Annotated in this window: 15 protein-coding genes; 9 read left to right on the top strand and 6 right to left on the bottom strand. The window is 61.4% G+C overall.

Annotated elements, in window-relative coordinates; genetic code table 11:
- Positions 1-58: 58 nt before the first annotated feature.
- On the top strand, positions 59-976 hold the full coding sequence (locus tag ACZ5C7_RS17100) for a formyltransferase family protein (protein ID WP_464377484.1): 918 nt from the start codon (positions 59-61) through the stop codon (positions 974-976).
- 36 nt (positions 977-1012) lie between these two features.
- Here ACZ5C7_RS17100 and ACZ5C7_RS17095 read toward each other — a convergent pair whose 3' ends face one another.
- Both ACZ5C7_RS17095 and ACZ5C7_RS17090 read right to left on the bottom strand, forming a co-directional pair.
- Positions 1013-1669: a hypothetical protein gene (locus ACZ5C7_RS17095; protein ID WP_464377483.1), complete on the bottom strand. Its 657-nt coding sequence runs from the start codon at positions 1667-1669 to the stop codon at positions 1013-1015.
- Positions 1670-1737: 68 nt separating this feature from the next.
- A complete protein-coding gene (locus ACZ5C7_RS17090; protein WP_464377482.1) occupies positions 1738-2760 on the bottom strand; it encodes an amidohydrolase family protein in 1023 nt (340 codons plus the stop codon).
- 117 nt (positions 2761-2877) lie between these two features.
- Between ACZ5C7_RS17090 and ACZ5C7_RS17085 the strand changes: the two genes are divergently transcribed.
- Positions 2878-3354 carry a hypothetical protein gene (locus ACZ5C7_RS17085; protein ID WP_464377481.1) on the top strand — a complete coding sequence of 159 codons (477 nt, stop codon included), beginning with the start codon at positions 2878-2880 and terminating at the stop codon, positions 3352-3354.
- A gap of 16 nt (positions 3355-3370) precedes the next feature.
- Here the strand turns inward: ACZ5C7_RS17085 and ACZ5C7_RS17080 are convergent, their stop codons facing one another.
- On the bottom strand, positions 3371-4609 hold the full coding sequence (locus ACZ5C7_RS17080) for an HD domain-containing protein (protein WP_464377480.1): 1239 nt from the start codon (positions 4607-4609) through the stop codon (positions 3371-3373).
- Between the two features lie 88 nt (positions 4610-4697).
- Between ACZ5C7_RS17080 and ACZ5C7_RS17075 the strand changes: the two genes are divergently transcribed.
- From ACZ5C7_RS17075 to ACZ5C7_RS17060, 4 genes are all read left to right on the top strand, one after another.
- Positions 4698-5060 carry a DUF8159 domain-containing protein gene (locus tag ACZ5C7_RS17075; RefSeq protein ID WP_464377479.1) on the top strand — a complete coding sequence of 121 codons (363 nt, stop codon included), beginning with the start codon at positions 4698-4700 and terminating at the stop codon, positions 5058-5060.
- Positions 5061-5419: 359 nt separating this feature from the next.
- The gene (locus tag ACZ5C7_RS17070) at positions 5420-5839 is read left to right on the top strand and encodes a DUF3054 domain-containing protein (protein ID WP_464377478.1); all 420 of its coding nucleotides are present in this window, start codon (positions 5420-5422) and stop codon (positions 5837-5839) included.
- Between the two features lie 367 nt (positions 5840-6206).
- Positions 6207-6422, top strand: coding sequence for a DUF8015 family protein (locus tag ACZ5C7_RS17065; protein ID WP_464377477.1), 216 nt, complete (start codon positions 6207-6209; stop codon positions 6420-6422).
- A 45-nt stretch (positions 6423-6467) separates the two neighbouring features.
- Positions 6468-7478, top strand: a complete 1011-nt coding sequence (locus ACZ5C7_RS17060; protein WP_464377476.1) for an ornithine cyclodeaminase family protein — start codon at positions 6468-6470, stop codon at positions 7476-7478.
- Positions 7479-7732: 254 nt separating this feature from the next.
- On the opposite strand, the gene ACZ5C7_RS17055 is transcribed toward ACZ5C7_RS17060, so the two are convergent.
- Positions 7733-9157: an ACP synthase gene (locus ACZ5C7_RS17055; RefSeq protein ID WP_464377475.1), complete on the bottom strand. Its 1425-nt coding sequence runs from the start codon at positions 9155-9157 to the stop codon at positions 7733-7735.
- Entirely contained in the window at positions 9154-10332 is a 1179-nt protein-coding gene (locus ACZ5C7_RS17050; RefSeq protein ID WP_464377474.1) for a thiolase domain-containing protein, read from the bottom strand. Before ACZ5C7_RS17050 ends, ACZ5C7_RS17055 begins: the two co-directional genes overlap by 4 nt.
- Before the next feature lie 271 nt (positions 10333-10603).
- Between ACZ5C7_RS17050 and ACZ5C7_RS17045 the strand changes: the two genes are divergently transcribed.
- The gene (locus ACZ5C7_RS17045) at positions 10604-11620 is read left to right on the top strand and encodes a DHH family phosphoesterase (RefSeq protein ID WP_464377473.1); all 1017 of its coding nucleotides are present in this window, start codon (positions 10604-10606) and stop codon (positions 11618-11620) included.
- Positions 11621-11706: 86 nt separating this feature from the next.
- On the opposite strand, the gene ACZ5C7_RS17040 is transcribed toward ACZ5C7_RS17045, so the two are convergent.
- Positions 11707-12159 (bottom strand): Hsp20/alpha crystallin family protein, encoded by a 453-nt coding sequence (locus tag ACZ5C7_RS17040; protein WP_464377472.1) that lies wholly within the window; start codon positions 12157-12159, stop codon positions 11707-11709.
- 143 nt (positions 12160-12302) lie between these two features.
- Here ACZ5C7_RS17040 and ACZ5C7_RS17035 point away from each other — a divergent pair, with 143 nt between their 5' ends.
- Together ACZ5C7_RS17035 and ACZ5C7_RS17030 are read left to right on the top strand one after the other, a co-directional pair.
- Positions 12303-12986, top strand: coding sequence for a type 1 glutamine amidotransferase domain-containing protein (locus ACZ5C7_RS17035; RefSeq protein ID WP_464377471.1), 684 nt, complete (start codon positions 12303-12305; stop codon positions 12984-12986).
- Between the two features lie 86 nt (positions 12987-13072).
- Entirely contained in the window at positions 13073-13294 is a 222-nt protein-coding gene (locus ACZ5C7_RS17030; RefSeq protein WP_464377470.1) for a DUF1918 domain-containing protein, read from the top strand.
- Positions 13295-13332: the final 38 nt, after the last annotated feature.

The raw sequence follows: 13332 nt of genomic DNA, 5'->3' as shown, positions 1-13332 counted from the left end.
CCGCGTATTCGAGCAAAAGCACGCGGTAACTAAGCGTGGGGAGCCAAGAACCGAGGACATGTCGGTCGATGACCATCTATCAGTTGGGGTGCTGGTTGGTCCGTATCTCTACGAGTGGCAGGTCGACGCCCTCGAGAGACTTCGAACTGAAAAGGGGGTGGCGCTCTCGTTGGTCGTACAGGATTCGAGCACAGCGGACGACGACGCTGAGTCTTGGAACGAAAAAAAGCGACTCCGCGTAGCAGATCTAAAACAGTTTCTCGACGTGCTCAGGGTGGAAAAAGCGTGGTCAGTGGTGCTCGCTGAACGGAATATCGCGAAGCGAGTCGGCAGCGAGAAAGCAACCTTCCGACGGCATACGGTCGAGGGTCTCGAGTGCTTCGCTGACGCCGAGTTCGTCGACTACACGCCGAAAACCACCGAGGGGTGGACCGAGTTTTCCGATGCCGTCGTGGCCCGGATTCGAAAGTGCTGTGACGTGGTCGTTCGGTTCGGGTTCGGGCTCGTTCGCGGGGATATTCTGACGGCACCGCAGTACGGCGTCCTGAGCTTTCATCCTGCAGACATCAGACGGTTTCGAGGGATGGGGCCGCCAGCAGTCTTTCACGACGGACGAAGCGCGACCGGTTCGACGCTACAACGGCTGGACAAGTCGATCGACGGCGGGGAAATCGTCGCGTACGACGATATCGATATCGCTGATTGCGACACACTGTGGGACGTGTTCGATCGGGTTCTCAACCGGCAACGCACACTGCTCTCCGAGGGAATCGCCAACGTACGCGATCCTGACTTCGAACCGACGCGGCTCGAAGACGACGAACTGGGCGAGCTTTACTATCGCAAACAGCGCCACGGAGTGGGGTTCTCCGGCCGAGTGCTATCGAAAAACATTATCGGACGGATCAGGCGACGATTCGGAACGAAAACTGCGTCAGAAGCCACGATCGAACAGCCCAGCAGGTCTTCTGAGTGAGACGGGGTACCGTTTCGGGGTTCGTCACACCGTCACCTAAACGTCGTCCGTGATTCGTGGTGAAACGTCATCTCGTTGGCCGTCGCGGTCGTCGACTTTCGACGGATCTCCATCGGCGAAGGAAATGCGATCTCGAATTCCTGCGCTCAGTTCCTCGAGTTGGTAGTACGAAAGCGAGAGGGACTCGCTGAGGCGGCGCTCGAGCGAGGTGTCGACCTCATACTCGAGGCCCGGTCCGTTCCCGACGACGTCCCCGTCGTACTGCTCGAACCATCGGCGGGTCAGTTCGACGCCCTTTTCGGCGTCGTAGCCGCGGGCGACGTAGTGGTTGTAGGGATGGCGGATCCAGGAACACTCCCAGTGGGCGTAGACGTCGACGCCGGTCTCGTTCTCGAGGTCGTGGAGGACGACGTGAAGCTGATACGAGGCTCCCGGCGACGACCGCCACACCCACGATCCCTCGGCCGTGTTGCCGTCCGTGCGGACTTTCAAGGCGGCAATCGGATTGCGCGAAAACCCGAGTTCGGCCAGGATCTTCTCGAGGTCGGCCTCCGAACAATCCGTCGTGAGGACGTACTCCTCGGCGGACGTGTGACTGACGGCGTAGCCCCCGAAAGTCCCCTGCAGGAGGTAGTGAATTTGCGGAAGAAAACTTCTGCGAAACGCGTTAACGGCGTCCTCTCTGAATCCCATTTCTTCGGGTACGCTACGACGCTGCGGGGGATGAGCGTTGGGCCGGCATATTCGAACTCGCGGACCGATCAGTTCGAAAAGACGACTTCGCGGATATCGTCGACGCCCGCGCGACGAACCACGGCGCGGACGACATCCTGTACGCCGTCGAGGTTTTTCGAGTCGCCGTCGAGAACGAGAAACTTCCCCTTCTTCCCGGGCTCGAGAACGCCGTACTCGAGGTCGGCGATCTCGGCCCCGTTGACCGTCGCCATGCGGAGAATCTCCGCTGCTGGCACGTCGGTGAGTTTCGAGAGAAACGCCATCTCGCGGAACATCGACGGCGAGTTGAGCATCACGTTGTCGGTGCCGAGTGCCACCGTCGTTCGTTCGACGAGGTCCGACACTGGCGGGAGTCCGACACCCGTCACCAGGTTCGAGCGCGGGCAGACGACGATCGGAACCTCGCTGTCTTCGATTCGCTCTAAGTGGAGCGGGCGCGGGTGGACGACGTGGACGAGAAAGTCCGGATCGAGATCGAGTGCCGGATTGATGTCGCTCTCGTCGACCTCGCCCGCGTGGATCCCGAACGGTTTGTCTGCGTTTCGCGTCGCGGTTCGTTCGCGATCGAAGACGTCGTCGTTCGCGCCGCTGGCCCCAAAGCCGTCGCCGGCTTCCATCGCCTCGACCGAGCCGCGAGCGAACGCGAAGGCGTCGATATCTATCCCCGCCGTCGCCTCGCGGAACATCTCCACGCCTTCGACCCCACCTTCGCGAAAGTCGAGAAACGCGGCGGTTCCCGCTCGCTCCATGTACTGCACCGACTGGCTCATCGCCGAGACGAGTTCGTTCCGAGACGCCTCGCGGAGCAGTTGGTGTTTCAGCCCGTCCGGGGGCGCGACGAGCTCCTCGAGCGTGAGGCCCCCGCCTGCTTCCTTGGCGATCGAGTCGCCGATGTGAGTGTGGGCGTTGACGAATGCCGGAACGATAATATCGTCGCTCTCGACGCGTTCCTGTTCGATCTGATCGATTCGGCCGTCGCTGTCGACGACGATCCGTCCCTCGACGGGTTCGAACTCCCTTCCCCGGAGGATCGTGCCCGTGCGTTCCATACGTCCCCTTTCGGTGACTCCCTCTTGAACCGTTCGCTGCCGATGCTCTCGAGGAGGGAGTCACTCGTCCGGCTCGGAACCGATGTCTTTTGGCTTTCAGGGCCGCTAGAAAACGACATGAACCGACGGGCGCTCCTCATCGGAGCGGCGGCGACAGTCCCGATCGCCGGCTGTCTTGATACCGGCGGGGACGGCGGTTCCGGACTGCCGAGCAGCGGACAACCCGATTTGCTCGACGAGCGCGGCGAAATCGAACTCGTCATCGACGGCTCCGAATTCGACCTCTCGCAGGACCGGCTCCAAGCGGAACACTCGGCGAATCACTCGATGGAGTTTCACCTCCACGAGTTCGACGACTACTGGTACATGGAAGGGATCGAACGGGTGACGGTCGCCGAAGGGATCGATCTCCTTCCGTACGTCGAATACACGCAGGAAGACGAAAATCGGCGTCTCGTCATCGACGAAACGGAGTACGACGATCGAGAGCCCGACACCGACATCGCGTTTTTTGTGGACGACGGGGCGGTCGATCCGACCAAGTACGAACTCGAGGACGGAGACGAGATCCGTATCGAAATTACCACCGAGTGACTGCCGGTTGAGTTGGTCACTCGCTCGAGTCGCCGACGAATTGATCCAGCGTCGTGTAGATGCCGTCCCGGACATCGCTGACCAGCGGCCCGTCGATGTCGAGCCCGAGCACGTCGAGGGCCGCGCGGCCGACCTGTTCGCTCGAGTCCGCTGGGGAGTAGACGCCGAGTCTCCACTGGGAGTACTGGGCCGAGCGCAGTGCGTCCACGAGCGGGGACTGCTGACCGAGCGGCCGCACGTCGCCGTTGACCATCACTCGAGACGTCGACTCGGTCATGGCGGGGCGGCTCGGAACGTCCAGGATTACCGCGTCCGTGTCGACTCCCGCCGTGTCTGCGATCTCGCGTTCGAACTCCCGTATCGCGTCGTGGTCCGCTTCGATGATCCCGCCGGGAACGTCGTCGATCTCGGCCCAGACGGCGCGCTTGTAGAGGTCGCGGTGGTCGAGTCGACGAGAGAACTCACTCGTTTCGGGGGTCGATCGCAGGGCGACGATCAGGTCGTAATCGTCCATTCGCTGGAGGGTGGCCGCGTCAGTGTCGGTGTTCTCGAGCAACTGTTCGCCCGCGCGTCTGAGCATCGCTTTACTGATCCTGGCGACGCTGTGGCTGTACACCGTTGGATTCATCAACGCACGCGCGACCAGCAGGCTCTCTGCGGTCTGAACGTTCCCCGCTTTGAGAACGAGTTCCCCGTCGACGAAGGAGAGTTCGCGCACGAGGCGTCCGTGGTCGATCGTTCCGTATGGGACGCCGGTGTGGTGGGCGTCTCGCACGAGGTAGTCCATCCGGTCGACATCGAGTTCGCCCGAGACGAGTTGTCCGAACCGCCCGTCGCCGGCGACGAGATCTGCGACGGTATCGGGTTCGAGACCGTGATCCCGAAGCACGTCCCCGACCGCGCCGTCGGCGAGTAAACCGTGAACGTCGTCGTGATATCGGCCCGTTCGACGGTAGGTCAGCGATTCGAGGTTGTGACTGAACGGCCCGTGCCCGATGTCGTGTACCATCGCGGCCGCCTCGACGCGTTTTGCTTCCCGTCCTTCGACGCCGAGTTGCTCGAGGGCGTTACACGCGAGGTGGTAGACGCCAAGACTGTGCTCGAAGCGAGTGTGGTTCGCCGAGGGATAAACCAGCGAGACGGTCCCGAGCTGTTTGATCCGTCTGAGACGCTGGAGCGGCGGCGTATCGATCAGGTCGCGTGCGACCCCGTCGATCTGGATGTGGTCGTGCACGCTGTCCTTGACAACTTTCATTACCGACGTTTCGGCTGGATGCTACAAAAACTGTTGTACGCACGCGACCGTCCCTACCCTTTTCGTGCTCGCTCGCAAACGCCCGGTAATGAGCGAGGACCGCCCCGTTTCCGTGAGTCTCGAGAACCGATTGATGAGCAACGGCTACTACGTCACGGAGTATGAGGAAACTGCGGATCGGATCGCGCTGACCTACGAGGCGGTAAGCGAATCGGAGACGGTGACCACCGACGAAGTCGGCGCGGTCGTTCGGACGCTGCTCGCGATCAAAGACGAGCGCGACGACTGGGAGCCGGGACGGCTCGAGGTGACCTCGACGACGACCGACGGAGCCGTCCGCGGCCGCTGGCACGTCGAGGAGTCGTGGTTTCGGGGGCTCTCAGAGGGGTTATCTGGAGCCGAATTCTCCGAACGCGTCCTCGGAACGGTACGGAAGCCGTCCCAGGAGTAGTCTCGTCGCCTCGAGCGGGGGTTGGATCCCCCGGAGACGTTCGCCGTTTCGCTAACTGCGGTCGGGAGAACGGGAGGTCCTCCATACGGAGTGCGCGATGAACTTCGGGACGGGGAGTTGGTATCAAAAGCAACCAGTAACGAAGTGTGTCGGCCACCAGATTGCTCGTGCGAGGACGATCCTCGCACGGTACCGCTTCTCCACCGGGAGGAACTCGGCCACCCCTCCGCCGCGTTCTTCCTCCTCTCTTTGCCTGGGGTGTACTCGAGGGACAACATATCGAAGCCATCGAGGATAGCGGTGGCTGAGTAGCCGTCCGAATCGGGGAACCCAATAGGTCCGGGAACTGTGGTGTAGCCATGAGCACGAGAACTGTATTCGGAGACGCTTCCGGCGTTCTCACGCGCGAACGAGTCGGTCTCGCCGTGATCGATGTCGGAATCCTGGCTGGACTCGTAACGTACGGGCACCTCCACCACGGTGGCGATCCGTTGGCGGACCCACTCGGAGCGCTCGAGGCGATCGTTCCGTTTCTGATCGGCTGGGTGTTCGTCTCAGTGTTGGCGGGGCTGTACGTGAAAGACGTGTACGCCGAGCCGGCTCGAGTCGCTCGGTACACCACCCTCTGTTGGATTGCTGGGGCAAACCTCGGGTTGATCATCCGCTCTTCGCCCTTGTTCGATGGCGGTGGTGCGTACCCGTTCAATTTGGTGATCACCGCCACGGGGCTCGTGATCTTCGTGCTCTGGCGGACCGTGTTCGCCGCCGTGATCAAGTGAGGGTCACGACCAAAGGGCGGATTACGAACTGCTCCATACATTTTAAAACAGACATATCGGATAACAGATACAGTCGAGTGTCGCGTGATGACCAGAGTGATTGACGTAACGATCTCCGAAAGATTTCCCAGTGCTCTGCTCGAAATCACTCCTATACCGTGATTAGAAGGAGGATACTACACTAACAGACACGTGTATAGTCACCAAGTAACACAATAATGTCTAAAACACACTATCTTACGCTGGCGTATGATATTCTCATAAGTTATGGAATGGTGCTGCCACAGATCCTTATTTAGAACGAGTCCAGTATCAGGCGATTATGGGAAACACTTATATTACTATTCCACATACGTTAGAATACATTATGACTGGATACTACGACATTGTTCTCGGTCTGATCCCAGTCGCACTGCTCGGTATTACCGCAGCGCTCACCGTCGTTGGCATCTCTACGACCGCAGCGATACCGATCGGTTCACTCGTCGCGATGGCGCTTATCGGTCACGCGATGTTCGTTAACGCCCCGATCGACTCCGCCGATGAAACCGGAACGACGCAGCCGCCGATCAACGCCGACTGAACGCAACTCCCTGGCTTTTTCTCTCCTGCTCGCTATGGGTCACGTATGACCGATACGCTGTTTCTCTCGAGCGACGATGTCTCCGGACTCGCAACGCCGACAGCCTACGTCGAAGCTGTCAGAGAGGGGTACCGTCAGGTCGGGAACGGCGCGTCCGCCGATCCCCGGTCGGCGTACTTTCGAACCGATCCCGACGGCATGTTCACCGAGTATGCCGCACTGCTGCCCGAAACGGGAGCGATGGGCGGGTACATGTACAGTGCGGGGTTCGGTGCCGGAGACGCGTGGTTCGTAACGCCGCTGTTCGACGCCGAATCGGGCGAACCGCTCGCAGTGCTCGACGGAGCGAGTATGAACCCGTTCAAAACCGGTGCCACAGGGGCCGTTGCCGTCGATCACCTCGCTCGGAAAGACACCGAAACGCTCGCAGTCATCGGAACTGGCCCGCAGGCACGCGGTCAGCTCCACGCCACGGCGACCGTCCGCGAGTTCTCCGAGGTTCGCGTCTACTCGCCGACTCCGGAAAACCGAGAGTCGTTCGCCGAGGAGTTCGACGAAATCCTCGAAGGGTCGGTTGCAGCCGTCTCCTCGAGCGAGGACGCCGTTGTCGGTGCGGACGTCGTGATCACGGCGACGACGGCGACCGATCCGGTGTTCGACGGTGAGCGCCTCGATCCCGGGACGCACGTGACCGCGATGGGCCAATATGATCCGAACAAACGGGAACTGGACGCAACGACTATCGAACGCGGGACCTACGTTCCCGACCTCCGCGAGCGAGTGACTCAGGATGCGGGCTCGTTCATCGCCGCGCTCGAGGCGGAACGCGTTTCGGAAGACCACGTTCACGCTGAGCTCGGTGACGTCGTTGCTGGCACCGAACCCGGACGAACGGCCGACGACGAGATAACGATTTTCGACAGCGGCGGAACGGGGATCGAAACGGTCGCCGCGGCGTCCTTACTGTACGAACGAGCGCTCGAGAACGACGTCGGGACGGAAATTTCGTTTTCCCCCGCAAGCGAGGCACTAACGGGTCGATTGGACTCACAGTAACTGCAGCTGTCTTGTGGAGGGCTCAAAAAAGGCCGAAACGGCCTCGCGTTGGGTGCCCCGTTGGTGACAGCGGCGGTGGCAGTCGAACCGACGCGTTGACGCAGCCGACCGGTATCCACCCCGCAAGGAGTACTCCGGCTCGGTCCCACTACCTTCTCGCCGGGTCGGGACGAGTACATCCAGCGAAATAACCCACCCGGAAGCGGAAATGGCCTACTCGGAAGCGCCAATCATCACTCGGCAGCGACGACAGGCTACTCGGACTCGAGCGGCCGGACTTTGAACCCGTATCGAGTCACACCCTCCTGCGTGTAGATTCGCCGAATCGTCGTCTCGACCCGGTCTCCGACCTCGAACGCAGATGGATCGGCATCGGTTCCCATGGCAGGCATGCTCGCCGTTTGGTCGCCGTGCTCGAGTGCGACGATTGCGGCGGCGTAATCGCCCGACTGAGCCTGCTGTTCGGCGAACTCGGGCGGTGCTCCGCCCTGGGAGATCGTCGTCACAGCCTCGAGAACTCCCTCTCGAGAGAGTTGTACCGGCTCGTACTCTCCGAGGAACGAACAGGATCGACAGGCACCGTCGGGCGGGAACTCGAGCGAGCCACACTCCGGACACCGGCCAGCTTCGCGACGATATCGCTGGGGGATCGACCGCTGCCAGGAGGGAACGCTGACGTAGGCACCGCCACCGGAGGGCGGGCCCGAGGTGACGACACCGCGCTGGCGGAGAGACGCCGCGTAGGAAAGCGTCGTTCCTCCTTCGAGATCGAGTTTCGTCGGAACGTCGCTCGAGTTCTCGATCACGAAGGCGTCGGCCCCTGCACCGCTCCCGTGGGAAACGCCGAGAACCGCTTCGTGCCCGTTCTCGAGAGCCTTGGCGACCGAAATCGGAACGCTCGCCGCCCCGAGATCGCCGAGGTCGTGAACCGTCGCGGCGGCCCGTATTTCGTCCGCCCCGACTCCGTCTCCAATCTCGACGCGATAGGGAAGGTTCCCGTCGGGAGCCTGAATCGCCGCGGCCGACGGCGAGGGCTCTTCGGAGAGTCCGTCGACTGCGCCTGCGATCGTCTCAGTAAATGCGCGTCGGTCGTACTGCGTTACGCCGAGTCCGTCGGTCGTCTCTCCGCCGGACTCCCGAAATCGGGTCCCGGGATAGGGGTGAGCGTACTCGCCTCGATCGACGATTTGTGCGGGACCGTCGCGCTCTATGACGAACGCCGCAGCGCCGGCGCCGGCGGCGTGGTCGATAGCGTCGTCCGGTTCGCCGCGGGGTGCGTCGGCAGCGACGATCAGCGCGGTTTCGGCGTCGTTTTGAAGCGCGTCCATGGCTGCCCACAGCGCGCGGGTACCCGCCCGCGTACTTCCGGTAAAGACGTGTCTCGTCGTTTCTCCCTCGAGCGCGATCATCGCGCCGAGGCGGGCGGTCAGGTCCTCCTCAGCGAGCGGCGGTCGAGAGGTCCCGAAGCCAAGCCAGTCGATCGAATTGGGTTCGATATCGCCGACCTCGAGCGCCCTCGTTGCCGCTTCGTAGGCCATCGTCAGGGCGTCCTCGTCGGCGGCAGGGACCGCCTTTTGGTTCACGCCGGAGGCCTGAAACTGGCCCCATGCGTCGGCGAACTCCTCGGCGGTGATTCGAAAGCGCGGGGTGTAGGTACCGACCGCGGAAATGGCGCTCATGCTTTCACCTCCGATTCCGTTTCGAAGACGTGGACGACCGCCGCGCCGCCGCTCCCGCCCACGTTGTGGGTGAGCCCGCGCGTCGCGTCCTCTACCTGTCGTTCGCCGGCGTTTCCGGTCAGTTGTTTGAACGCTTCGACGACCTGCCCGGCACCGGTCGCACCGATGGGGTGGCCTTTGGATTTGAGCCCACCGGAGGTGTTTACGGGAAGCTCACCGCCGAGTTCGGTCGCCCCGGATTCGACGAGTGAACCGGCCTCGCCGCGTTCGCAGAATCCGAGATCCTCGTACGCGAGCAGTTCGGCGATCGCGAAACAATCGTGAACCTCCGCGAAGTCGAGGTCGTCGGGACCGACGGCGGCCATTTCGTAGGCGGCGTCGCCCGCTCGCTCGCTCGCGGGGACGCGCGTGTACTCCTCGCGCTCGAAGAGCCCGACCGAATCGCTTCCCGCTCCGACGCCGGCCACTCGAATCGGCTCGTCGGCGTACTCGGATACGACGTCTTCGCCGACGATCAACGCGCAGGCCGCTCCGTCGGAGGTCGGACAGCAGTGATAGAGGTTCAACGGATCGGCGACGACCGGGGCTTGCATTGCTTCCTCGAGCGAACACTCGAACCCGAGTTGGGCGTGGGGGTTCTTGGCCCCGTTCGCGTGATTTTTGACGGCAACTCGAGAGAGCTGTTCACGTGTTGTTCCGTATCGCTCCATGTGAACGCTGGCCATCTGTGCGTAGACGCCGGAAAAGGTCGTTCCCGAGAGACGTTCCCACTCGGTTTCGCCGGAGACGCCGAGCCAGTACTTCGTCGCGTCGGAACTCATGTCGGACATCACCTCGAAGCCGCTCGCCAGGACAACGTCCGCCATCCCAGATTTGACGGCTTGGACGGCACTGCGAACGGAAAACCCGCTCGCGGCGCAGGCGTTTTCGACGCGCGTACAGGGGATCCCCTCGAGCCCGACGTGTTCGGTCACGGCGGGCCCCGAGAGGCCAAGTTGGCGGCCACCGACGCCCAGCGTCCCGACGAACGCCTCATCGATGGCTGATTTCTCGAGGCCGTTCGGAACGCTCTCGATCGCCGATTCGAACGCCGTTCGGAACAGTGACCTGTAACTCTCTTCGGGAAAGGACCCGTACGCCGACTGTCCGGCTCCGACGAGGTACGCATCTGGCATAGGAGTGGCTGGGGGACCCGACGTAAAATAATTATATACTTCAGTAGAACGATTGTTGGGACACACTAAACCGGTCCTTCGAGTGAATCATCCCAATTCTAAGGCAGGAGTGTAATATTATTTTCGTGTTTTCGTACTGGAACGATACGCTTTGGATACCCAGGTCAGGACTATCATACCAACTTCTTCACGCTGTCAATCAGACGTTTCTCCAGAATACGCGTTCCCTCCCGACAGGACTTACAAGCCCCTCGTGTCCGTAGGATTAGATATGTCTCGAGCGGAGGAGCTGAGAGAAACTCTCGAGGAGATGGATTCGCTCACCATCGTCTGTCACGATAACCCGGATCCGGACTGTCTCGCGAGCGCCCTCGCACTCAAACGGATCGCAGAGGAACAGGAAATCGCCGATATCGATATCGTCTACGGCGGTGAGATTTCTCATCAGCAAAACCGGGCGTTCGTAAACATGCTGAACATCGGGATCGAACCGCTGCGAGAAAAATTAGTGGCCGAGGACGAGTGTCTGGCCTTCGTCGACCACTCGAAACCGGGTGGGAACACGCAGCTCCCGGAGACAACCGAACCGGACATCGTCGTCGATCATCATCCGGACGGCGACGTAGACGCGACGTTCGTGGATATTCGAACGAGCTACGGTGCGACTGCGACTATCTTCGTCGAGTACCTGTTCGACCTCGAGATGTCGATCGCAACTCGACTGGCCTCTGCGCTGTTGTTCGCACTGCATCGAGAACGCCTCGACTTCGTCCGCGATCCGACCCAACGAGAGTACGAAGCGGCGCTGGCCGTCTATCCGAAAGCCGACCTCGAGATGCTCGAGCAACTGTACGGAAGCGCCTTTTCTCCGGCGACGATAGACGCTATCGGTCACGCGATTTCGACCCGGACGCGGCGAGGATCGTCACTGGCTGCAAGCGTCGGACGGACCGCAGAAACCGACGCCCTCCCGCAGGCGGCCGACTATCTGCTCAACCTCGAGGGCGTCGACACGGTGTTGGTCTACGGGATCGTTAACAACGCGATCCGGATGAGTGCGAGATCCATCGACCCGCGCATACAGGCCGGTGAAACGTTAACGAATGCGTTCGGAGAATTCGGCAGGGTCGGCGGTCACCACGACATGGCCGGCGGTCGGATCGATCTCGGTCTCTTCGCCGATGTCGCGGGAGACGAAGACAAATTGCTCGAGTTCGCCAGCACCCGCCTCGAGAAGCGCTTTTTCGATTCACTCAATCTCAACGGGAGTAAGGAACCTGCCCCTTAATCACATCCCCTTTCCGACTCGAGGAATCGTTCTGCTTCCGAGCGGTTACGCGACGCAAAGAGGCTGGTACTCCAACTTCTGAACGTTCACTCGATGTCGATCGAGTGAGCCGTTTCGTCCGGCTCGAGTTTCGGCAGTCGGATCGTCAGGATGCCGTTGTTGAGCTGGGCGTCGACGTTCTCGGCATCGACGGGATCCGGGAGGGTGAGCTGTCGACTAAACGATCGAGTTTGGCGCTCGCGTCGAAGGTAGGTCTCCTCCGAGTCATCGAGTTCGTGTTCGCGCTCGCCGTCGATCGACAACTTGCGCTTTGTCAACCGGACTTCGATATCGTCCTGCTCGAATCCGGGAACGTCGACGACGACTACGAACTCGTCGCCGGTATCGGTCATATCGATCCCAGTCTCCGGTGATCCGACGCTCATCCCGAACCGTTCCGGGTGCATCTCGCTCGCGCGGTCGCTGGAGCGTCTCGCCGACTGTAACTGGCGGTTCAATCGCTCGAGCAGTTGTTCGAGCGGGTTCGATCGATCTGACATACCCCCGTCTACGACGCCGACGGCGAAAAAGACCACTCTCGGCATTCGTGACCGTCCGCTATCGGAATAGGTTGAAAAGAGCGATTGCGGCAGAACCGAGGGGTTGGACGGCGGTTAATGTGCTGGCACCCGTTCCCAGATATATGACTCGAGCACTGTTTGTCGTCAGCGAAGAAGGTTACTGGGGAGAAGAATGCGTCGAGCCACTCGAGACCCTTTCCGAGGCCGGGGTTGACATCACGGTCGCGACGCCAACGGGAGGCCCACCACAGATCGACGAGCGGTCGGCGGATCCCGAACAGGTCGGCGAGAAAACTGCTGAGCACGTGATGGAGGTCCACGAGAACGACGAACGACTGAACGACCCCATCCCGCTCGCGAAGGCCCGAGCCGGCGAGTACGACGCCGTCGTCTTCCCCGGGGGCCACGGTACTGAGTGGGACATCAACCAGGACAAACACGCCCGGGATCTCCTTCGAGAAACGATCGAAGGTGACGGAAAGGCGCTCGTCGTCTGTCACGCCGTCGCGATTCTGGCGTTCACTCGAGACAGCCACGGGGCATTTATCGTTCACGATCGCGACGTGACCGGCTTCCCGAACGAGTGGGAGGAGGGAATCGTCGACGACGAGGATCTAATGGCCGACGGTCGAAAACTGCCCTACTGGGTCGAAGACGAAGTGATCGCCGCTGGGGGCAACTGGGACGCCGAACTCGAGGCCGACGCGAGCGTCACCGTCGACGGCGACCTGATAACCGGCCGAGGGCCCGAATCTTCGACTGCAGCGGGGGAGACGCTGGTCGAAGAGCTGGGGATCGACGCCTAACCGACGACGCTGAAAGTTCGTAACCCCACGTCAGCTAACCGAATCGAATCAGTCCCTTTTTACGCGATGGCGGGGAAGGTCGACACATGAGCTTTGAGGAAGACGAACACGTCGTGCTACACGACAAACACAGCGAATTCGACGGCGAAGTCGGCACGATCACCCAGACGATGGAATCCATGTTCGGCGACGTTACCTACACGATCAGCTTCGAGGACGGCCAGGAATCGGGCGTTCCCGAAGACGCCCTCGAGGCCGCTCCCGAGGACGCCGAAACGGACGACGACGCCGACGCGGACGACGAGTAGCCGAATCACAACGACGACACCCGTTCTCTACTGGACTG

The organism is Halostagnicola alkaliphila (assembly GCF_055379965.1).
The sequence above is the reverse complement of the archived record's forward strand: the minus strand, read 5'-3'. Positions and strand labels throughout refer to the sequence as shown.